Annotated in this window: 21 protein-coding genes; 11 read left to right on the top strand and 10 right to left on the bottom strand. The window is 67.9% G+C overall.

Annotated features, from left to right (window positions below):
- Positions 1–122: 122 nt before the first annotated feature.
- Genes E0H75_RS08030 through E0H75_RS08020 form a run of 3 tightly spaced genes read right to left on the bottom strand, consistent with a single transcriptional unit; the run spans position 123 to position 3,441 of the window.
- Positions 123–1,208, bottom strand: a complete 1,086-nt coding sequence (locus E0H75_RS08030) for a WD40/YVTN/BNR-like repeat-containing protein (RefSeq protein WP_131512539.1) — start codon at positions 1,206–1,208, stop codon at positions 123–125.
- Between the two features lie 22 nt (positions 1,209–1,230).
- Positions 1,231–2,517 carry a ThuA domain-containing protein gene (locus E0H75_RS08025; protein ID WP_131512538.1) on the bottom strand — a complete coding sequence of 429 codons (1,287 nt, stop codon included), beginning with the start codon at positions 2,515–2,517 and terminating at the stop codon, positions 1,231–1,233.
- 57 nt (positions 2,518–2,574) lie between these two features.
- Entirely contained in the window at positions 2,575–3,441 is an 867-nt protein-coding gene (locus tag E0H75_RS08020; protein ID WP_131512537.1) for a helix-turn-helix transcriptional regulator, read from the bottom strand.
- A 99-nt stretch (positions 3,442–3,540) separates the two neighbouring features.
- Here E0H75_RS08020 and E0H75_RS08015 point away from each other — a divergent pair, with 99 nt between their 5' ends.
- Positions 3,541–4,284, top strand: coding sequence for an SDR family oxidoreductase (locus tag E0H75_RS08015; RefSeq protein ID WP_131512536.1), 744 nt, complete (start codon positions 3,541–3,543; stop codon positions 4,282–4,284).
- Here E0H75_RS08015 and E0H75_RS08010 read toward each other — a convergent pair.
- From E0H75_RS08010 to E0H75_RS08000, 3 genes are read right to left on the bottom strand one after another with little or no spacing between them, the layout of a single operon-like run.
- A complete protein-coding gene (locus E0H75_RS08010; RefSeq protein WP_131512535.1) occupies positions 4,273–4,572 on the bottom strand; it encodes a thiamine-binding protein in 300 nt (99 codons plus the stop codon). The two genes, E0H75_RS08015 and E0H75_RS08010, sit on opposite strands and share 12 nt — an antisense overlap.
- 24 nt (positions 4,573–4,596) lie before the next feature.
- A complete protein-coding gene (locus E0H75_RS08005; RefSeq protein ID WP_131512534.1) occupies positions 4,597–6,177 on the bottom strand; it encodes an MDR family MFS transporter in 1,581 nt (526 codons plus the stop codon).
- On the bottom strand, positions 6,174–6,836 hold the full coding sequence (locus E0H75_RS08000; protein WP_131512533.1) for a TetR family transcriptional regulator: 663 nt from the start codon (positions 6,834–6,836) through the stop codon (positions 6,174–6,176). The genes E0H75_RS08005 and E0H75_RS08000 overlap by 4 nt, the downstream gene beginning before the upstream one ends.
- A 165-nt stretch (positions 6,837–7,001) precedes the next feature.
- On the opposite strand from E0H75_RS08000, the gene E0H75_RS07995 reads away from it, so the two are divergent.
- Positions 7,002–7,547 carry a hypothetical protein gene (locus E0H75_RS07995; RefSeq protein WP_131512532.1) on the top strand — a complete coding sequence of 182 codons (546 nt, stop codon included), beginning with the start codon at positions 7,002–7,004 and terminating at the stop codon, positions 7,545–7,547.
- Here E0H75_RS07995 and E0H75_RS07990 read toward each other — a convergent pair.
- Both E0H75_RS07990 and E0H75_RS07985 read right to left on the bottom strand, forming a co-directional pair.
- Positions 7,537–7,998: a methyltransferase family protein gene (locus E0H75_RS07990; protein WP_131512531.1), complete on the bottom strand. Its 462-nt coding sequence runs from the start codon at positions 7,996–7,998 to the stop codon at positions 7,537–7,539. The two genes, E0H75_RS07995 and E0H75_RS07990, sit on opposite strands and share 11 nt — an antisense overlap.
- On the bottom strand, positions 7,991–8,461 hold the full coding sequence (locus E0H75_RS07985) for a MarR family winged helix-turn-helix transcriptional regulator (RefSeq protein WP_131512530.1): 471 nt from the start codon (positions 8,459–8,461) through the stop codon (positions 7,991–7,993). The genes E0H75_RS07990 and E0H75_RS07985 overlap by 8 nt, the downstream gene beginning before the upstream one ends.
- Before the next feature lie 38 nt (positions 8,462–8,499).
- Here E0H75_RS07985 and E0H75_RS07980 point away from each other — a divergent pair, with 38 nt between their 5' ends.
- The 6 genes from E0H75_RS07980 (at position 8,500) to E0H75_RS07955 (ending at position 14,868) form a co-directional block, all read left to right on the top strand.
- Positions 8,500–9,519, top strand: a complete 1,020-nt coding sequence (locus E0H75_RS07980; protein ID WP_131512529.1) for a glycosyltransferase family protein — start codon at positions 8,500–8,502, stop codon at positions 9,517–9,519.
- Between the two features lie 62 nt (positions 9,520–9,581).
- Positions 9,582–10,031, top strand: coding sequence for a MarR family winged helix-turn-helix transcriptional regulator (locus E0H75_RS07975; RefSeq protein ID WP_131512528.1), 450 nt, complete (start codon positions 9,582–9,584; stop codon positions 10,029–10,031).
- Positions 10,028–11,239: an MFS transporter gene (locus tag E0H75_RS07970; protein WP_238162888.1), complete on the top strand. Its 1,212-nt coding sequence runs from the start codon at positions 10,028–10,030 to the stop codon at positions 11,237–11,239. The genes E0H75_RS07975 and E0H75_RS07970 overlap by 4 nt, the downstream gene beginning before the upstream one ends.
- Before the next feature lie 73 nt (positions 11,240–11,312).
- Positions 11,313–13,784, top strand: coding sequence for a GH116 family glycosyl-hydrolase (locus E0H75_RS07965; RefSeq protein ID WP_131512527.1), 2,472 nt, complete (start codon positions 11,313–11,315; stop codon positions 13,782–13,784).
- 30 nt (positions 13,785–13,814) lie between these two features.
- Positions 13,815–14,366, top strand: a complete 552-nt coding sequence (locus E0H75_RS07960) for a TetR/AcrR family transcriptional regulator (protein WP_131512526.1) — start codon at positions 13,815–13,817, stop codon at positions 14,364–14,366.
- Positions 14,367–14,376: 10 nt separating this feature from the next.
- A complete protein-coding gene (locus E0H75_RS07955; RefSeq protein ID WP_131512525.1) occupies positions 14,377–14,868 on the top strand; it encodes a DUF2867 domain-containing protein in 492 nt (163 codons plus the stop codon).
- Here E0H75_RS07955 and E0H75_RS07950 read toward each other — a convergent pair whose 3' ends face one another.
- Entirely contained in the window at positions 14,869–15,423 is a 555-nt protein-coding gene (locus E0H75_RS07950) for a TetR/AcrR family transcriptional regulator (protein WP_238162887.1), read from the bottom strand.
- A gap of 91 nt (positions 15,424–15,514) precedes the next feature.
- On the opposite strand from E0H75_RS07950, the gene E0H75_RS07945 reads away from it, so the two are divergent.
- Positions 15,515–18,025, top strand: a complete 2,511-nt coding sequence (locus tag E0H75_RS07945; RefSeq protein WP_272948886.1) for a bifunctional FO biosynthesis protein CofGH — start codon at positions 15,515–15,517, stop codon at positions 18,023–18,025.
- Positions 18,026–18,070: 45 nt separating this feature from the next.
- On the opposite strand, the gene E0H75_RS07940 is transcribed toward E0H75_RS07945, so the two are convergent.
- On the bottom strand, positions 18,071–18,382 hold the full coding sequence (locus E0H75_RS07940) for a hypothetical protein (protein WP_131512524.1): 312 nt from the start codon (positions 18,380–18,382) through the stop codon (positions 18,071–18,073).
- A 151-nt stretch (positions 18,383–18,533) separates the two neighbouring features.
- Here E0H75_RS07940 and E0H75_RS07935 point away from each other — a divergent pair, with 151 nt between their 5' ends.
- Positions 18,534–20,450: a sensor histidine kinase gene (locus E0H75_RS07935; protein WP_131512523.1), complete on the top strand. Its 1,917-nt coding sequence runs from the start codon at positions 18,534–18,536 to the stop codon at positions 20,448–20,450.
- Entirely contained in the window at positions 20,438–21,076 is a 639-nt protein-coding gene (locus tag E0H75_RS07930) for a response regulator (protein WP_131512522.1), read from the top strand. Before E0H75_RS07935 ends, E0H75_RS07930 begins: the two co-directional genes overlap by 13 nt.
- The last annotated feature ends 465 nt before the right edge of the window (positions 21,077–21,541 follow it).

The following is a 21,541-nucleotide window of genomic DNA, read 5'->3' as shown; positions in this document are numbered from 1 at the left end:
GACACCCGCATGGCCTGGCGTGTCCGATAGTTCCATGCCGTAGCGAGGAGGTGCCGTGCCGAGTGCCGCGCAGTAGGCATGGAGCTGTCGGACCCGCCTTCAGAGTGTCGCCGGCGTGAACGTCAGTGCACGAGGCGTGCGACCGCGCCGTTCGCGCCGGAGGCCCAGCAACCCGCCTGGGAGCCGTGACCGCCGCACTCGACGCTGTCGAAACTGCCGTCGTAGAACTGCTTCCAGCTGCGCCCGCCGTCGAAGCTCACGTCGCTGCCGGACGGTCCCACCGCGATGACGGTGGCGGGCGACCAGGGCACGAAGTGGGATCCACTCCGATAACCCTTCGGTGCCTTGTCGGCCGGGACCAGCTTCCAGGTGCGGCCGCCGTCGTACGTGACCGACGCGGCCTTCACCGCTTCGGTCGGCTTCTCGAAGTCGCCGCCGACCGCGACGCCGAACAGCGGACCGCGGAACGCGAGGCTGAAGATGCCCGCGGCCGCGCCACTGGCCATCGGCGAGTCCGAGACCTTCCAGTGCCGCCCGCCGTCGAAGGTCCGGAATACGCGCGGCCGGTCACCGCCACCCGTCGCGAACCAGGCCGACCGGCCGTGTCCGGCGACGAGGCATGTCCCGCTGGCCGCGAACGCGAACTCACCGGGCAACGCGGCCGGCATCCCCTCGTTCGACTGGACCTTCCACGACTTGCCGCCGTCCGACGTCGCCGCGATCCGGAACTTGCCGTCGACCGGGTCACTCAACGCCAGGCCGTGCCGGTCGTCGTTGAAGGCGAAGCAGTCGTAGAACGCGTCCGCATCGGTGTTGCGGAACGTCTCGGTCCAGGTCTTGCCACCGTCCGCGGTCCGGTACACCCGCGAGTCCTCGCCGGTCCCGATCGACAGCACCACGGCGCGCTTGGCGTCGAACGCCTCCACGTCGCGGAACTGCAGTGCCTCCGCACCGGGCGGGCTGACGTTCTGCCAGTGCCGCCCGCCGTCGACAGTCCGCAGCACCGTGCCCTCGGTCCCGCCAACCCAGGCGACGTCCTTGCTGACCGCGGCCAGCCCGCGGAACTGCGCCGTACTCCCAGTCGGCGTCGCCTTCCACTGATACGACGGCGAGTGGTGCGACGAACCGGTGCTCGCCTGGGCCGGCACGAGCTGAGACATCAACAGCAGACCTCCTGCCGCAACAGCGGCCACACGCAGGATTCTCATGCGCGGCAACCTAGTCGATGGGTCACACCATCGTCAGCAGGAAGGACTGTGCCGTGCCTCCGTTGCAGGTGAGTTGGACGAGTTGGGTGCTGTCGGCGGTCGAGCCGTTGGGGACGGTCAAGCACTTGCTGCTGTGGCGACTGACCAGGTGGAAGTAGCCGCTGCCTTCGGAGACGGCCTGCCATTGCTGGTTGTCGCCGTTGCTGTACGTCCACAACTGGAGGCCGGCGTTGTCGGCGGCGGACACCCCGGTCACGTCGATCACCTTCGTCGCGTCGTTACGATTGTTGACTCGGGTGAAGCCGCCCGACGTGGGCTGGAACTGGAACTGCTGTGCCTGCGTGGTGTTGCAGCTGTACTGCTGGATCACCGTGCCGTTGGCGACACCGGCGGCCCGGGCGTCGACGCACTTGCCGTTGGCCTTGTTCGAGACCTTGTACCAGGCGGTCGGCGACGGCTGGTCCACCGGCGGCGTCGTACCGGCGCCGGCCAGCCACTTCAGCGCGTCCATCATGAACTGGTTCTGCGCCGGGCTGTCGAAGGTCGACGAGAGCCGGGTGTTGGTCTCGTAGTTCATCGCGTTGTGGCCGAAATTGGCGTAGATCATCTTGTAGTTCTTGTTCGTCCAGATGATCGGGTAGTAGCCGCTGTACCAGGTCTGCGCGGGGTCGGTGCCGACCGGGAAGCTGGACGGGTCGATCGAGGCCAGGATCTGGATGTTCGGGTTGTTCCTCAGGTCGTTCTGCCAGCTGTACCACTCGCTCACCGAGGACCGGAACGTCGCTTCCGTGTTCACCAATGCCGGGTGCGAACGGTTCTCGGCCTTCAGCGTGACGGCGGTCGGGCCCCAGGTGTTCGACTGGAACCGGCCGGTTCCGAGCAGGGTGTTGTTGAACCACGGCCAGCCGCCACTCGCGTCGTTGTACGCCGACACGTGGAAGCCGAAGAACGCGCCGCCGTTGTCCATGTAGCGCTGGAACCCGGTCCGCTGCGCGTCGGTGTGCGGCGAGTCGTCCAGGAACATCACCACCTGATACTGCGAGGCGCTCAGGTTGTTCAGCTGGTCCCAGTTGTTCGTCGCGGTGTAGTTGAACCCGTTCTGCGCACCGAACTGCGGGAAGCGCTGGTTCGCCTCCTTCTCGAAGTCGATGTGCGCGGCATCCCAGGTGCCGCTGTAGAACGCCAACACAGTGAAGTTGGCTTGAACTTGAGCGGTGGCGGGCGTGCTGCTGAGGCTGCTGACCAGCAGCACCAGCGCGAGCACGGCGGCGAGCAGGAACGCGGGCAGGCGGAAGCGATCGGAAAGCATGGGGGCGGCCCTTTCCGGTGCGGGACGTTATGCGCGGGACTTATGAAATTTCAGGACTTAAATTAACTCTGGATCAAAGTCCTGTCCAGAGCTCATCGACTGACTGCCGACAACCTCCAGCAACCGCAGTTTCTCGGCACTCTCGCTCCCGGGTTCCGCGGTGAAGACCACCAGGGTCTGCTGCTGGTCGCGGTTGTCGATCACCTCGCAGTACAGGTCGAGCTCGCCGACGACCGGGTGCTGGAAGCGCTTGGTCCGGCTGTGCGCGATCCCGATCTCGTGCGCGTCCCAGAGTTCGTCGAACTCCGGACTCAGCTTCCGCAGGGTCCGGACCATCGAGGCGGCGTACGACTTGGGTCCGTCGGCCGTGGCGACCGAGCGCAACCACGAGACCAGCATCCGGCTGTGCGTGGACAGCTCCGGTTCGCGGTACAGATAGCGCGAGTCGGGGTCGGCGAACCAGCGGTAGAACTCGCTGCGCGCCATGCCTTCGTAGTTGGTCTGCTCGCCGGCGAACGCGACATGCGCCGGCGTCTGCGCGAGCGTCTCGCCGCAGCGGTTGAGGAGCATCGCGGGCGTGTCCTGCAGCCGGTCGAGAATCCGCAGCATTCCCGGGTCGACGTGACACGTCCCCGTCGTACGAGGCGGCGTACCGTGCCCGGCGAGCACATACAGGTGGTCGCGCTCCTCCAGCGTCAGCCGGAGCGCGCGGGCGATCGAACCCAGCATCTCGGCCGAAGGCTGCGGACCCCGACCGCCTTCGAGCCGGCTGTAGTAGTCGGCCGACATCGAAGCCAGCGCGGCGACCTCCTCGCGGCGGAGTCCCGGCGTACGACGACGCCGGCCGCGGGGCATCCCCACGTCCTCGGGCTGCAGGGCCTCGCGACGTTTACGCAGGAAATCGGACAGGTCGGCATACTCCATGCCTCCAGTGTCTCGAACCAGCCGCCGCTATCCACTGCTTGCCGAACAGAGGCTGAGCCGAGCCTGGTTGCCGTCTGCATCCGATCCCAGCCTGGAGACATGAGAACCACAGGCAACACCATCTTCATGACCGGCGGTACGTCGGGGATCGGCCTCGGGCTGGCCCGGAAGTTCCGCGACCTCGGCAACACCGTGATCATCAGCGGCCGCCGCCAGGACCTGCTCGACCGGATCGCGGCGGAGGACGGCATCGAGGGCATCCCCCTCGACGTCGCCGACCCGGACTCGATCGCCGCGGCTTTCGAGACCGTCACCGGCAAGCACCCGGACCTCAACGTGGTCGTCACGATGGCCGGCATCATGCGGGCCGAGGATCTGCACGATCCCGCCCACCTGGCGACGAGCGAGGAGACGATCGGCATCAATCTCCTCGGCACGATCCGGACCATCACCGCGTTCACGCCGTACCTGCTGAAGCAGTCCGACGCCGCGATCGTCACGGTCTCGTCCGGGCTGGCGTTCGTACCGCTCGTCGCCACGCCGACGTACAGCGCGACCAAGGCGGCGGTGCACAGCTACACGCAGAGCCTGCGGATCCAGCTCGCGGACACCGGTCTCCAGGTGATCGAACTGGTCCCGCCGGCCGTCCAGACCAACCTGATGGGCCACGAACCGGACCCGGAATGGATGCCGCTGGACGAGTACCTCGACGAGTCCGTCAACCTGTTCCAGACCCAGCCGGACGCCGACGAGATCCTGGTCAACCGGGTCCGCTTCCTCCGCGACGCCGAGCGCGAGAACCGGTACGACGAGGTGATCCGGATCCTGAACCTAGTCGGCTAGCTCCTGCTCGATCCGCTCGACCTTCGCGGTCAGCTGGCCGGTGTACCCGGGCCGGATGTCCGCCTTCAACACCAGACTCACCCGAGGCGAGACAGCGCCAACCGCATCCACAGCCTGCTTCACCACCGCCATCACCTCATCCCACTCGCCCTCGATGTTGGTGAACATCGCGTTGGTCTCGTTCGGTAGACCGGAGGCGCGGACCACGCGGACGGCTTCGGCCACCGCCTGGCTCACACCTCCGGTCTCGTCACCGCCGGAAGGGCTGATGCTGAATGCAACGATCATGCGTCCAGCTTGCCAGCACCTCCGTCAGACCTCGTCCTGGACTGCTTCCTCCTTGGCGCGGCGCTCCGCACCCGAGGTGGTCAGCAGCGGCTTCTCCTTGATGAACAGGACCGCGATCAGCGCCAGCACCGCGAACGGCACCGACATCATGAACAGGTCGGCGGTCGCCGCGCCGTACGCGTTCTCGACGACGGTCCGGACCTGCTCCGGCAACTCCGCGATGTTCGGCACCGCATTGCTGCCGCCGGACGACGCACCACCCGGGTTGAGCGTCTCGGTGACCTTGTTCGCCAGGATCGCGCCGAGCACGCTGACCCCGATCGTGCCGCCCATGCTGCGGAAGAAGCTGACCGCCGACGTGGCCGCACCCAGTTCCTTGGCCGGTACGTCGTTCTGCGCGGCCAACACCAGGTTCTGCATCACCAGACCGATGCCGACACCGAGCACCAGCATGAAGCCCCACAGCATGTACTTCGAGGTGTGCGCGTCGATCGTGCCGAACAGCGCCAGCCCGATCGGCAGCAGCAGGCTGCCGGTCACCAGGTAGATCTTCCACTTGCCGTACTTCGTGATCAGCCCACCCGCGATCGTGGACGCGACCATCATGCCCAGGATCAGCGGCAGGCTCATCAGCCCGGCCTTCGTCGGCGAGTAGCCCTGCGCGATCTGGAAGTACTGCGCCAGGAACACCGACCCGCCGAACATCGCGACACCGACCAGCATGCTGGCGACGATCGACAGCGTCACCGTGCGGTTGCGGAACAGGTCCATCGGGATGATCGGCTCCGGGTGCTTACGCTCGACCATCACAGCCGTCACCAGCAGCGCCAGAGCCACCGCGACCAGCGCGAAGCTCCACGCCGACGCCCACTCGAACTTGTTGCCGGCGAACGACGACCAGACCAGCAGCGTGCTCACTCCGGCGGTGATCAGGAACGCACCCCACCAGTCGATCCGCACGTCCCGGCGTACCGTCGGCAGCTTCAGCGTGCGCTGCAGCAGCACGATCGCGGCGAGCACGAACGGCACGCCGATCAGGAAGCAGGCCCGCCAGCCCAGCGGTGAGTCGACCAGGAAGCCGCCGAGCAACGGTCCGCCGACGGTCGCCGAAGCGAAGATCGCGCCGAAGATGCCGGAGTACCGGCCGAGCTCACGCGGCGGGATGATCGCCGCCATCACGATCTGCACCAGGGCGGTCAGACCACCGGCGCCGAGCCCCTGCAGAACCCGGCTGCCCAGCAGTACCTCGATGTTCGGGGCGAAGCCGGCCACCAGCGAGCCGACCACGAAGAAGCACAGCGAGAGCTGGACCAGCAGCTTGTTGTTGTAGAGATCGGCGAGCTTGCCCCACAACGGCACTGTCGCCGTCATGGTCAGCAACTCGAGGGTGACGACCCAGGTGTACGACGATTGGCTGGCCCCGAGGTCGTGGATGATCCGCGGCAACGCGGTCGAGACCACCGTGCCGGCCAGGATCGCCACGAACATGCCCATCATCAGGCCCGAGATGGCCTGGATGGTCTGGCGCGGGGTCAACGTTGTAGTGGTGCTCTCGGTGACCTCACCCGGCGCCGACTCGGGCGTGGGCGAAGAGGTCGTCGTCATGAGGGACCTTCCTGTTCTTCGGGCATGGTGTGGTTGGTCGTGGTGTCGTCAGGAACGGTCGGGGCGAAGCCGGGGTCGAGGCCGTCGGCGAGTACGTGGAATCCTTCGGCGACGAGGTCGCGGACGGACCGTTCCGGTGCGGTCTTGTGCAGCTCCATCGCCACCCGGCAGGCCGCGCCGGAGGCACTGACGATGAGCGCCGCACGGACCGAGCCGCCCGGCTCGCCCATCCGTTCGGCCAGCCCGGCGGTGAGCAGACGCTCGTCCTCGAAGCTGGACATCATCAGCTGGTACACCAGGCTCGGCGACGACATGATCAGCTCCCCTCGCCGGGACAACTCGCCCTCGCGCTCGAGATCCCGCAGTACGTCGTCGACGACGAACCACATCGTGGTCAGCGGCGACTCCGCGGCCGGCGCGGTCCGCATCCGGTCCAGCGCCCGCTCGAGATGCTCGGGGTTGCGCCCGAGGATCGCGTGTTCCTTGTGCGGGAAGTAGTTGAAGAAGGTGCGCACCGACACGTCCGCGGCCTCGGCAATCTCCTCGACCGTGACGTTGTCCGGGCCCTTGTCCAGGGCGAGCCGCAACGCGGCCTCGGCCAGCGCCGCCCGCGTCTCCCGCTTCTTCCGTTCCCGCAACCCACCCTCTGCGTGCCTCACCGGACCAGACTAGAAACAAACTTGCACTCACTGCAAACTATTAACCTTGAAATCTTGCAGTTCTGCAGAAAGTTGCCTGAACGGGCAGCCACGACCCCCTCGGACTGATAAAGTCACTACGTAGCCTCCGACAGCGGACCTTCCGCCGTTCGGAGGCTTTCGTGTATGCAGACACTCTTGTACCGCGCCGCCATCCGCGGCTTCCGCGGCACCGCCGTCCTCCCGATGAACCTGCTCCGCGATCTCCACCCGGACCTCTATGAGCGCGAAGCCCGCAAGTACTCCTACCGCCCTGCGGCGATGGACAACCCGGTGCCGCCACTCGGCTGCCGCTGGGCCGACGTCGTCTTCCTCTCCCCGGTCCACCCCGCGCCGATCTTCGACGCCCTGCGCGATTCCGGCCGGGTCGGACCGGGCGGCCTGTCCTACTGGACCGTCGACGCCGAACTGCTCGACCCGGACCGCACCTGCATCCTGATGAAGCGGCACGACCCGGAGTTCCGCCCGCAGCCCGCCGAGGACTATCTCCCCTACAGCGCCGCGACCGTGGCCACTCTGTCCACTCCGTCGGACAAGGCGCTCAACCGCCTCCGCAACCTCAACGCCACCGAGCCGCTGCTCCCCTGGGCAGACATCCCACACATCCTCCACCGTGGCCCGATGCCGCTCACCCTCTTCCGCGACAAGGACGGCAACAGCATCAGCGTCTGAACCGCGGCACCCACGCCGGCACGCTCCGGCGGTACGCGTCGTACTGCGCGCCGTACCGCTGGAGCAGGACGGGCTCCTCGTACCACCGCACGAACGCCGCCATCACGGCCCACGCGAGTACGCCGTACGTCAGCACCCACGGGTCGAGGAACAGGAGCGCCTGTCCGAGGATCGCGGTCACCACGCCGACGTACATCGGGTTGCGCACGAAGCGGTAGTCACCACCGACGACCAACTCCTCCGTCGGCGCGACCGGCGCCGGCGTCCCGTGCCCTTCGCGGACGAACCGCACGAAGGCACGCAGTACGACGAACGCTCCGGCCGCCACCACGACAAAGCCCGGCCAGAACCGAGGCGCAGCCCACCCGCTCACCGCCCATGGGATCAGTCCACCCACCACACATGGCGCGGCGAAGAAGAACGCCGTACTGCCGAGCGCTGCCTTAAGCATTGTCGAGCCTCGCGATCACGCGATCGGACAGCTCGCAGAACGTCTCGAGCTCGGCCGGACTGAGGTCGGCGAACCAGTCGGCCACGGCCGCGAAGTCACCCGCGTCGCGCTGCCGCCAGTAGTCCGCACTGTGATTCGTTGTCGACAGCAACTTGCGGCGCCGGTCCGCGGGATCCGGCTCGACCTGCAGCAACTCCTTGCGCTGCAGGGCCGCGACGATCTGCGCGACGTTCTGATGCGTGCTCCCCAGCGCGGCCGCCGCCTCGGCGAGCGAGGGCTTCCCCATCGCCTGGACGGCGGTGATCAGGGCGGCCTGCTGGGTGGTGAGCCCGTCCTCGCGGAGGCGCAGATCCATCTCGTTGCGCAGCTTCTGCGCAAGCATCAGCGTCGTCCGGAACGCGCGGACCGACGGGGCCAACTCCGACTCTGCTCCGAGCCCGAACACCTTGCCTCGTGATGACATAGGCAATATATTACCTATCACGACCTTAGGGGGCAACCGTGATCTGTCTACTGCCGCACTGCGCCTACCTGTCCGAGACCTCCCGGATGCTCGACCTGCACCGCGCTCTCACCGAGCTCGGCCTCGAGGTCCGCGTCGCGACGCACGGTGGACCGCACGAGCGCCTGCTGGCCGAGGCCGGCATCGCGTACGACGTCCTCGGCCCGGGACTGTCACCCGCCCGCGCGGCCGCGTTCGTCGGTTCGGCCGTCGGCCTCGGCGATCCCCGGCAGAGCATGTACGACGATGACGAGATCCGGACGTACGTCGCGGCCGAGGCGGAGTACTTCCGCGCGCACGGGATCACCATCGCGGTCACGGGATTCACCCTGACCACCTTGCTGTCCTCACGACTGGCCGGCGTACAGGTGATCACCGAACATGCCGGCAGCTTCGTGCCGCCGATGTTCGAGCATCGGTTGCTGCCGGCACCGACCCACCCGGTCGACCCGCGCCTGAAGCATGCACCGGACTGGCTGGCCCGGTTCCTCATCAACCGAACGCCGAACCGCTTCCCGGGCTACTGCAGCGGCTTCGACCGGGTCGCCGAAGAGCTCGGCGTAGAAGGCATCCCCAGCCTGGCCGCGCTCCTCCTCGGTGACCTCTCGCTGGTCCCCGAGATCCCCGAAGTTCTTGGGGTCTCCGCCGCGGAGGTTGCCGCTTGGACACCCGGCAAGGGCTACCGGCCGGGCTCGCAACTGCGGACCGTCGGCCCACTCTTCGCCCAGCCGAACCTCCCGATCCCACCCGAGGTCCACACGTTCCTCGACCGTCCGGGCCCGACGATCTACCTCGCGATGACGTCGACCCCGCCCGACCAGGTCCGTCAGGCAGTCGCCGACCTCAGCCGGCTCGACGCCCGCATCCTCGTCGCCGGCACCATCCACAGCCTCGCCGACCTGACCACCCAAGTGCTCGCCAATCCCACCCACCGCGAATCCGCCGAACGAATCCAAAAGCTCTACGCAGCCATCGACGGCCCGACCGAAGCAGCCAGAGCGATCGCCCAACAGCTGTGAGTGACGGGGTTCACGACAGACCCGCGTAGAGATGCATAGCTTTCCTATGTATATTTGTCAGGGTGATCGCCAGAGACCTGAATCAGCTTGGTGTGGGCGTCGTCGTCACGTCAGCGCGGTTGACGCGGATGGCTACCCGGGAAGTGAGCGCGCTGCCGCATGCGGCGATGCGACTGCTCGGGCGTCTCGACGAACTCGGCCCGACCCGGATCAGTGAGCTCGCCAAGGCCGACCGGTGCTCCCAGCCGACCATGTCGAACCTGGTCCAGCGTCAGGAGGAGCAGGGCTGGGTCCGCCGCGAGGCAGACCCCGCGGACTCGCGCGCCAGCCTGATCAGTCTCACCGACGCCGGCCTGGTCGAGCTCCGGCGCGCCCGCCAGGAGGCCGGCGCCGCTGTCGCCGCCCGGCTCCGCCGGCTGCCCAAGGCCGACCTCGACACCCTCGAAGCCGCGATCACCGTGATGCACAAGATCCTCACTCTCGAAGATGTTCTGGAGGACACGCCCCGGTGAGCAACTCGTTCCTGAAGCAACCCAAATCCGTCTGGGCGGTCGCCTTCGCCTGTGTGATCGCGTTCATGGGCATCGGCCTGGTGGACCCGATCCTGAAGCCGATCGCCGAGCAACTGCACGCGAGCCCGTCCCAGGTGTCGCTGCTGTTCACCAGCTACATGGCGGTCATCGGTGTCGCGATGCTGATCACCGGCGCGGTCTCCAGCCGGATCGGCGCCAAGCGCACCCTGCTCATCGGTCTGGCCGTCATCGTCGTGTTCAGCGCGCTGGCCGGAATGTCCAACTCCATCGGCGCGATCGTCGCGTTCCGGGCCGGATGGGGCCTGGGCAACGCATTGTTCATCGCGACCGCGCTGGCCACGATCGTGAACTCGGCCGCCGGTTCGGTCGGCGAGGCGATCATCCTCTACGAGGCTGCCCTGGGTGTCGGCATCGCGGCCGGCCCGCTGGTCGGCGGTGAGCTCGGCACGATCTCGTGGCGCGGTCCGTTCTTCGGCGTCGCCGTACTGATGACGATCGCCCTGGCCGCAACGGCCTTCCTGCTCCCGGCCACGCCGCCGGAGGCACGGCGTACGTCGATCCTCGAGCCGCTGAAGGCGTTGCGGCATCGGTCGCTCGCGACCGTGGGATTCACTGCCCTGCTCTACAACTTCGGCTTCTTCACCCTGCTCGCGTTCACGCCGTTCCCGCTGGCGATGTCGGCGCGGCAGATCGGCCTGATCTTCTTCGGCTGGGGCGTCTGCCTGGCGTTCACCTCGGTGTTCGTCGCGCCACGGCTGCAGCGCTTGTTCGGCACACTGCCGGTGGTGATGGTGTCGCTGCTGCTGTTCGGCGCCGACCTCGCGCTGATGGGCGTCTACGCGCACCACAAGCCGGTGCTGGCGATCGGCGTCATCGCCGCCGGACTGTTCCTTGGCGTGAACAACACGCTGATCACAGAGGCCGTGATGGCGGCTGCTCCGGTCGAGCGCGCCACCGCGTCGGCGGCGTACTCGTTCGTCCGGTTCTCCGGCGGCGCGGTCGCTCCGTGGCTGGCCGGGAAGCTCGGCGAGGAGGTCAACATCCAGCTCCCGTTCTACGTCGGCGCCTTCGCCGTCGTGCTCGCGGTCGGCGTCCTGGCCACCGGCTGGAAGCCGCTGGCCCACCTGCGCGCGCCCCTCAACCACTCCGAAGTCGAAGCCGAGGCGCTCACCGCGGCCGACGCCTAGGCACCAAGTGGTCCACCCCGACCCGCCGGGAATCGATTTCCCTGGCGGGTCGTGGCGATTAGTGTCGGTGGACATGACGACCACGGACTGGCCCCTCCTCCGCACCTACTCCGGCCGCCGGCTCCGCCGGATCGCCGTGCCGCTGGGCGGCATCGGCACCGGGACGGTCAGTCTCGGCGGCCGCGGCAATCTCCGCGACTGGGAGATCGTGAACCGCCCGGCCAAGGGCTTCCACCCGGGTACGGCGTTCTTCGCGATCCGCACCGAGTCCCCGGACGGCACCGTGACGACACGTGCCGCCGAAGGCCCGCTGGACCTGACCGAGTACGAAGGCGCCCACGGCAGCGCCGCCCAGAGCCACAGCCTCCCCCGCTTCCGTGAGGCCACCTTCGGTACGGCGTACCCTTTCGGGCGGCTCCAGCTCCGCGATGACGACGTACCGGTCGAGGTGGATCTGGAGGCGTTCAACCCGTTCGTCCCCACCGACGTCGAGGCCAGTTCGTGGCCGGTCGCCGTACTGCGTTTCGTCGTGACGAATCGGAGCGATCAGCCGTTGACCGTGTCACTGGCGGGATCGCTGCAGAACTTCATCGGCCGCGACGGCAGCACCGATGTTGCCTCGGACAACTACAACACGACGGCGACCGGCGAGACCGGCCCGTCCGACCTTCGCATGGACGGCGTGCTCCTGCGCAGCCGCGGTGTCGATCCGGCTGCGGAGCAGTACGGCTCCATCGCCCTCGGCGTGATCGACAGTCAGGACCTGAGTCGCCGGACCGGCTGGGCCGACCGCACGTGGGGCGACAGCCTACTCGACTTCTGGGACGACTTCAGTGCGGACGGCCGGCTCGACGAACGCGCCAGCGAGTCCGCGACACCGATCGCCTCGGTGGCCGACCGCCGTACGATCGAGGCCGGCGCGACCGAGCGCTTCACCTTCCTGCTCGGCTGGCACTTCCCGAACCGGCGCGCGTGGGAGAAGCCGGACATCGTCGGCAACCACTACACAACGCTGGTCGACGACGCCTGGACTGCGATCTGCCGGTTCGCACCGCAACTCAGCGAGTTGGAACGACGTACGGTCGCCTTCGTCGAGGACTTCCTCGGCAGCGACCTGCCGGACCAGGTCAAAGAAGCGGCGCTGTTCAACCTGAGCACCTTGCGGACGCAGACCGTCTTCCGGACGCCGGACGGGCGCTTCTTCGGCTGGGAAGGGTGTTCGGACCACGAGGGCAGTTGCTTCGGCAGTTGCACGCATGTCTGGAACTACGAGCAGGCGACGCCGTTCCTGTTCGGCGAGATCGCTCGCTGTCTGCGTGAGGTCGAGTTCGGCCATGCGACCAACGATCAAGGGCTGATGAGCTTCCGGGTCGGGTTGCCGTTGGCAACGAATGCGCAGGACTGGCAGCTCGCCGCGGCCGACGGGCAGCTCGGATCCCTGGTGAAGCTGTATCGCGATTGGCGACTCAGCGGTGACGACGAGATGCTGCGCTCCTTGTGGCCGGCCGCTCGACGGGCGCTCGAGTTCTGCTGGATCCCCGGCGGCTGGGATGCCGACCGCGACGGCGTGATGGAGGGCTGCCAGCACAACACGATGGACGTCGAGTACTACGGTCCCAATCCGCAGATGCAGTCGTGGTACCTGGCGGCGTTGCGCGCCTGTGAGGAGATGGCGACGTACCTCGGTGTCGGGGATCTCGCGGACGACTGCCGGCGGATGTTCGACTACGGCAGCGCTTGGATGGACGAGCACCTCTTCAACGGCGAGTACTACCGGCACGAGATCCGCCCGCCGGCATCCGCGGACGACGTCGCGCCAGGACTGCGCGAGCGGATGGGCGCGGCCGACCCCACGAACCCAGTGCTGCAACTCGGTGACGGCTGCCTGGTCGACCAACTGGTGGGTCAGCACCTCGCCCGGCTGACGCAACTCGGCTCGCTGCACGACCCTGACCGAGTGGCGACGACGTTGCGCAGCATCCTGAAGCACAACGGCCGATCCGGGTTCTTCGGGCACTTCAACCACATGCGCAGCTACGTGCTGGGCGACGAGTCCGCCGTACTGATGTGCAGCTACCCGCGGGGCAACCGGCCCGAGCGTCCCTTCCCGTACTTCTCCGAGGTGATGACCGGGTTCGAGCACATCCTCGCCGTCGGCCTCATCTCGGAGGGCCTGGTCGACGAAGGGCTGAAGGTGATCGCCGACATCCGGGCCCGGTACGACGGCGAGCGGCGGAACCCCTTCGACGAGGCGGAGTGTGGTCACCACTACGCGCGGGCGATGGCGAGCTGGGGTGCAGTGATCGCGCTGACTGGATTCGACTACGACGGGCGGACCGGAGTGATGCGGTTCGCGCCACAGGTCGCGGGATCCCGGCACTTCTGGTCGACCGGTGACGCCTTCGGCACGCTGGATCTGGCCGAGGACACCCTGCACGTCCGTGAAGGCAGCCTGCGGCTCACCTCGATCGAGCTCCCGGATCGTGCGCCGATCGTCGTACCGGTCGGCCGCGGTACGGCGGGGGATATGGTGAAGCTGAGCTGACCATACCAAACGGTATGGTATGGTCCTCGCATGGTGACGCGGACGGAGTGGCTGGAGGCCGGGCTCGAACTGCTGGCGGACGAGGGTGCGCCGGCCGTGACGATCGAGCGGCTCACCGGCGAACTCGGTGTCACCAAGGGCTCGTACTACCACCACTTCAAGGGCGCCGCCGGGTATCGGACGGCGTTGCTGGAGTACTTCGAAGCGCGGTTCACCACCCGGCTGATCGACACCGTCGAGCGTGAGCCCGACGCGGAGCCGTTGATGAAGCTGCAGCATCTCTTACGGCTCGTGCTGTCCAACCAGGACAACGCGAGCCTGGAGATCGCCGTCCGGGCCTGGGCCCTGCAGGACCCCGAAGTGCGGGCCGCGCAGGAGCGGGTGGACCGCGCACGGACGGAGTACCTCAAGGGACTCTGCCGCGGATTCACGACGGGCGTGGACGCGGACCGCTTCGCGGAACTGCTCTACCTGATCCTCATCGGCGCCGAGCAGGTGCTGCCGCCGATCGACAACAACGACCTGCGCGACATCTACCTGTTGACCTTGCGGCTCGCCACCGGCGAGACCTTGCTCGACTAGAGGAGCTGCCATGCCCACCCGCACGGACCTGCCGGAGCTGGACGACCTGCTGCCCACCGTCGACGAGATCGATGTGAAGACCATCCGCGGATCGGTGTCACTGCGCGAGTTCGTCGCGGGCGCACTGGGCTACAGCCCCTGGTGGGTCAAGGGACTGTTCGCCGCGCGGGTCCCCGTGGCTCTCGCGCTGGGTCTGGAGACCGTCGCTCCGACGACGCGCAAGGTGCGACCGGAGACCGTGAGCTTCACACCGGGCGAGCTCGACGGCTTCTTCACCGTGGAACGCGGCGAGGAGGACCATTACCTGCTGCTGAAGATCTCCGACAACCACCTGATCGGCTACCTGGCCTTCATCACTGACAACGCCAAGCCCGAGAGCGAGTTCAAGGCCGTCACGCTGGTGAAGTACCTGCGGCCGGGCGGCCGGTTCTACTACAACCTGATCCGGCCGTTCCACCACATCGGCATGTTCACCATCTGCCGCGCCGCCGTACGCCGCTAGCTACCTCAGCACCTCGAGCAGGGCGGCGAAGTCGGCACGGTTGACGTCCCGGGCGCCGATCAGGGCCTGCATCAGCAGCCCGTCCAGTGCGGCCACCAACAGCCGGGCCTTCTGCGGATCGGCGGTGAACGCGCGTGCGATCTCGGTCAGCGGTTCCAGCCACGCCCCCGCCGCGGACCTGAGCTCCGGGCGGCGGGCGGCGTACAGGTAGAGCTCGTACAGCGCGAGCGTCCGTTCCCGGCGCCGGATCAGGCTGTCCTCGATCAGTCGGGCCAACTCGTCGGCCGGCTGCGCGCCGAGTTCACTTCCCCGCCCGTGCAACTCGACGGCGAGATCGTCGGCGGCCCAGCTCAGTGCGGCGATCAGCAGATCGTCCAGGGTCGCGAAGTGGTAGGTGATCGACGCGACCGACACGTCGGCCGCCGAAGCCACCGCACGATGGCTCACACCTGCGACTCCGTCGCGCTCGATCACGCCGATGGTGGCCCGGAGCAACTCGCTCCGACGCTGCTCACCGCGCATCCGGCGGCCGTCGACACCCCGGTTGACCTGCACGAACGTCAAACTATCAGGACGTCTGTACGGATTGTTTTTGGTCCCCGGAATCGTACGATTCGGCCGTTGTCGGCGCCTAGGCTCGGATGACGTGACAACCACTGAACTCAGTACGGCGATGCGCCGCGCACTCAAGCGCGCGGACGACGGCAAGACCCTCGACCCGGCCGAAGCCGAAGTGCTGCTGGCGGCCTCGGGTGACGCATTGACCGCCTTGATGGCGACCGCGGCGCGGGTCCGTGACCAGGGACTGGCCGATGCCGACCGCTCCGGGATCATCACGTACTCGAAGAAGGTCTTCATCCCGCTCACCCGGCTGTGCCGCGACCGGTGTCACTACTGCACGTTCGCGACCACGCCGGGCCGGGTGCACGCGCCGTACCTCTCACCGGACGAGGTGCTGGAGATCGCGCGGCAGGGTGCGGCACTCGGGTGCAAGGAGGCGCTGTTCACCCTCGGCGACGCACCGGAGGAGCGCTGGGACGCCGCCCGGACCTGGCTGGAGGAGGCCGGGTACGACAGCACGCTCGACTACGTGCGGGCGATGGCGATCCGGGTGCTGGAGGAGACCGGGCTCCTGCCGCACCTCAACCCCGGCGTAATGAAGTGGCAGGACTTGCAGCGGCTGAAGCCGGTCGCGCCGAGCATGGGCATGATGCTCGAGACCACGTCGCGGCGGCTGTTCGAGGAGAAGGGCCAGCCGCATTTCGGCTCGCCGGACAAGGACCCGGCGATCCGGCTGCGGGTACTGGAGGACGCCGGCCGGTCCAACGTGCCGTTCACCACCGGCCTGCTGATCGGCATCGGCGAGACGCTCGAGGAGCGGGCGGACTCGATCTTCGCGCTGCGCAAGATCGCCCGGCAGTACAACGGGATCCAGGAAGTCATCATCCAGGGCTTCCGGGTGAAGCCCGACACGGCGATGCGCAACGACGACGACGTACCGCTGGACGAATGGCTGGCCGCGATCGCGGTGACGCGGGTCGTGCTCGGGCCGCGGGTCCGCGTACAGGCCCCGCCGAACCTGGTCGACCTGGCCGAGTGCCGGGCGCTGCTGGACGCGGGCGTCGACGACTTCGGTGGGGTCTCGCCGCTGACCCCGGATCACGTGAACCCGGAGCGGCCGTGGCCGCAGATCGACGACCTGGCGAAGGTCACCGCGGACGCCGGTTTCACCTTGCGCGAGCGGCTGACCACGCACCCGGAGTACCTGCGTGAGCCTTGGCTCGACCCGCGCCTGATCTCGCATGTCGAGGCGTTGGTCGATCCGGCGACCGGGCTCGCGGATGAGTCCGCAATGCCGGTCGGCCTACCCTGGCAGGAGCCCGATGGCGGCTGGGACAGCGTCGGGCGCACCGATCTCCACACCGCGATCGACACCGAGGGACGTCGTACCGAGACCCGTTCGGACTTCGACGCGGCGTACGGCGACTGGGACGTACTGCGCGAGCAGGTCGCGGGGCGATCGGCACCAGAACGCATCGAGGGTGACGTCAAGGAAGCACTGGCCGCCGCCGAACGCAACCCGGCCGGGCTCTCCGACGCCCAAGCGCTGACCTTGATCACAGCCACCGGTCCCGCCCTCGATGCATTGGCATCACTGGCCGATGAGTTGCGCAAGGCAACGGTCGGCGACGACGTGACGTACGTCGTGAACCGGAACATCAACTTCACCAACGTCTGCTACACCGGTTGCCGGTTCTGCGCGTTCGCCCAGCGGCGCACCGACGCGGACGCCTACTCGCTGTCGATGGACGAGGTCGGCCAGCGCGCGGAGGAAGCCTGGGTGATCGGCGCGACCGAGGTCTGCATGCAGGGCGGTATCCACCCCGACCTGCCGGGTACGGCGTACGCAGACCTGGTCCGCGCGGTGAAGGACCGGGTGCCGGAGATGCACGTGCATGCGTACTCGCCGATGGAGATCGTGAACGGCTCGGTCCGCACCGGCTTGTCGATCGAGGACTTCCTGATCTCGGTCAAGGAGGCCGGGCTGGACAGCATCCCCGGCACCGCGGCAGAGATCCTGGACGACGATGTCCGCTGGATCCTCACCAAGGGAAAGTTGCCCACGGCATCGTGGATCGAGGTCATCACCACGGCCCACAAGGTCGGGCTGCCGTCGAGTTCGACGATGATGTACGGCCACGTCGACGCGCCGCACCACTGGGTCCAGCACCTGCGCACGATCGCCGCTGTGCAGGATCAGACCGGCGGCTTCACGGAGTTCGTGCTGCTGCCGTTCATCCACCAGAACTCGCCGATCTACCTGGCCGGTGTGGCCCGGCCGGGTCCGACGTACGACGAGAACCGCGCGGTGCACGCGATGTCGCGGATCATGCTGCACGGCCGGATCGACAACATCCAATGCTCGTGGGTCAAGCTCGGCGTGGACGGGTGCGTCGCGGTGCTGAACGGTGGCGTCAACGACATCGGCGGCACGCTGATGGAGGAGACCATCAGCCGAATGGCCGGCTCCAAGCACGGGTCGCGGAAGTCGATCGCGGAACTGACGGCGATGGCGACCGCCGCCGGCCGCCCGGCCCGGCAGCGTACGACGACGTACGGCCAGGTGCCTGAGCGGCCTTCGCTCGAACTCGCCTGAGGTCTGGTCGAGCTTGCCTGAGGTCTGGTCGAGCTTGCCTGAGGTCTAGTGGGCGGGGTCGAGGTCGACGGCTGTGGACCTCGACCGCCGCTTGCTGCCGACGTGGTGCCCGCTGGTGACGAGCAGGAATCCGACCAGGTAGATCCCGCCGGTGACGGCGAGGTAGCCGAGCGGCAGCGTCTCGGGATCGGCTGGGAACGCCTGGGTACTGTCGCCGACCCAGGCGCGCAGCAGGTACAGCGTCTGGTAGGTGAACGAGTACGCGAAGATCGCGATGTAGGCGACGTACGCGGCGAGCCGGTTCCGCAGGAAGAATCCGAGTGGGAACGCGAACAAGATCGTGACGATGGCAATCATGGGAATCCCCTCCTGGCTTGGTGTTTGACGCGTTCACCTTCGCGCTCGGCGGGGTGGGCCGGCATCCGTGCTGTCGCCGGACGTTGGTCGCCGCTGGCCACTACGTGCTGGCACTGGTGCTTTCGCGCCGCGTCGCGGTCATCATGAGGATGTGTCCCGGCCGATCACCCTGGTCACCACCGCGACGGTCGCCTTCGTCGCGGCCACCGTGCTGCGCTTCGTCCTCGCGTACGGCGCTTGGTCCGTCGGTGGTCCGTTGGAAGCGCCCACCACCACGGCTCTGCTGCTCCCCTGCCTCCTCCTGGGCTGGCTGGTCACCACGCGAGCTCCGCAAACCCCTATCGGCCCCGCCCTCTGCCTCACCGCGACCCTGCCGGCCATCGTGTTCCTCCTCGAAGACTGGGGAGCGACCGCGGACGCCGCCGGCGCCTGGCCGGGCGCCCAAGGTGTGGAGGTTGTGGCGGCCGGGGCCTGGCCGTGGTTGTTTCTCGGGTTCGCCACGCTTGTTCTGCTCTTCCCGGACGGCGTTCTACCTGGCCGCCGGTGGCGGCTGATCTGGATCGCGATCCCGGTCTCCTGCGCCCTCGTCAACCTCACCGTCTCGGCCTTCGACGACACCACCGGCAGGTCCCGCCTCGACCTCCCGCGGCCGGTCGAGGCCGGCTGGGTGATCATCGTCTTCGCCGGCTTCGTCGGCGTACTCCTCGCCGCCGCCTCCAGCCTCGTCGTCCGCTACCTGCGCGGCGACGACCTCACCCGCCTTCGCCTCCGATGGCTGATGACCGCGGCTGTCAGCGTTCCGGTTCTCCTGGCTGCGAGTTGGCTCGCGATCGCGCTAGGCGCCCCCGGCTCGATTGCCTACATGTTCTTCCTGATCGCGATGCTGGTCCTGGTCCCGGCCGCGATCACCGTCGCGATCCTGCGCCACGACCTGTTCGACATCGACCGCCTGCTCGGCACCACCCTTAGCTGGCTCGTCACCGCGATCATGTCTGCTGCTGTGTTCGCCGCGATTATCCTTGCTGCAGGCAACTTCTTCCCCGACCGGGTCGGCGTCACCACCGCCGCCTTCGTGACCGCCCTCGTTCTACTCCCGTTGCACCAGTGGATCCACCGTGCCGTTGGGCGCTTGGTCGACCCCGACCGCACCGTGGCACTGACCCGGATCCGCGACTTCGTCCGCCAGGTCCGCGACGGTTCGGCCGAACCCGAGCAGGTCGAGTCCGTCCTGCGTGAGGTCCTCGACGACCCCGGGCTGCGCGTGCTCCTCCACCGACCGGGCGCCGGCGTATCCATCCCCGACGGCGCGATCCCCTTGCAGACAGGCGAATCCGTGGTCGGCGCCCTCGTCCTCGGTACGATGTCCGCCCGCCGGATCCGGCGCGCACGCGAAGCCGTGGTCGAGGCCCGGCTGCCGATCGAGGTCAGCCGGCTGCGCCTCGAACTCCAGGACGCTCTGGCCGAGGTCCGCGCCAGCCGCTTCCGTCTGATGGAAGAGATCAACGCCGAACGCCTCCGGCTCGAACGCGACCTGCACGACGGTGCCCAGCAGCAGCTGATCGCGATCGGGATGCGGCTGCGGTCCCTGCAGTATCAGCTTGCGCCGGGCGTCCCGGCGTACGAGGAGATCGACGAACTGGTGGTCACCGTGGAGGACACCGTCGCGGAGCTGCGCCGAATCGCGCACGGCGTCCGTCCGAGCCGCCTCGACGACGGACTCGCGGTCGCGCTCCGCCGGCTCGTCGCGGGCAGTACGTTGCCGGTCGATCTCGTCGTACCCGAGTTGGAGGTCGGCGAGGGCGTCGCGACCGCGGTCTACTTCACCGTCGGCGAGGCGATCGCGAACGCACTCAAACACGCCCGCGCCACCCGGATCTCGATCGAGGTCGGGGTCGTCGGGCAGGTACTGCGGGCCGTCGTACGAGACGACGGGGTCGGCGGAGCGGTCGAGGGGTTCGGGTTGATGTCACTGCGGGACCGGGTGGCGTCTGTGGGCGGAGAGATCACGGTCGACAGCCCGCCTGGTGCCGGGACCGCGATCAGGGTGGAGATCCCGTGCGCATCGTGATCGGCGAGGATTCCGCCTTGTTTCGTGAGGGTCTGAGTCGGCTGCTGACCGAGAACGGCCACGAGATCTTGGGTACGGCGGAGAGCGCCGACGAACTGGTGACGGTGGTGCGCGCGCTTGATCCGGACCTGACGATCATCGACGTACGGATGCCGCCGACCATGACCGACGACGGCGCGCGGGCGGCCGCAGTACTGCGCTCCGAATCGCCGGGTCGGCCGATTCTGATGCTGTCGCAGCACATTGAGACTCGGCATGTTGTGCCGCTGGTGGGCACCGGCGCCTTTGGCTACCTGCTGAAGGATCGCGTTCTGCGCGTTGCCGATTTCCTCGATGCCATGCAGCGCGTCGCCGGTGGTGGCTCGGCCCTCGACCCGGCGATCGTCGCGGCTCTCATCACGCCGACGCGTGCGAGTGATCCGCTCGCCGCCCTGTCGACGCGAGAACGCGAGGTGCTTGCGCTGGTTGCCGAGGGCCGGTCCAACAGCGCGATCGCAAGCCAACTGGTCGTCGCCGAACGGACCGTCGAGACGCACATGCGCAGCATCTTCCAGAAACTGCAGATCGCCGACACACCCACCACGCACCGCCGCGTGCTAGCCGTCATCACCCACCTGACCTCATGAGCAAGCATCCCCGACGTGGCGAGCACAGCCGCCGGTCAACCGTCGGGCCTCGCACGTTCCCGGAAGCGCTCCGCAGGCCTTGCGCATGCCCGGAGCACTCCGCGTGCCTTGCACGTTCTCGGAAGGACCCCGCGTGCCTTGCGCGTTCTCGGAACGGCTCCACTGGCTTGCGCAGTCTCGGAAGAGCTCCATGGGACTTGGGCGTTCTCGGAAGAGCTCCGCGGGGCTGACGTGCAGTGGCGTTCCCTGGTTGGTGTCTGGTCCCCAGCAGCACCAGACACCAACCAGGGAACGGAAACGCCGGCCATGCCCGGTGTCGGTCGCCACCTCACTGGCGACCGGCACCGCCTGCGGCACGGCCGGCGTCCTGCTGTTGCCCCGAGAGGGCAGTCGGCCCGAAGGAGGGCGGGGCCGGCGTCTCATTCCGTGACCGGCAGGGGAGGTACAGTCCGGTCGCGGACGGGA

It is taken from the genome of Kribbella capetownensis (genome assembly GCF_004331485.1).
Taxonomy (GTDB): domain Bacteria; phylum Actinomycetota; class Actinomycetes; order Propionibacteriales; family Kribbellaceae; genus Kribbella; species Kribbella capetownensis.
Note: the sequence above shows the minus strand (reverse complement) of the source record. Positions and strands in the feature narration are given on the sequence as shown.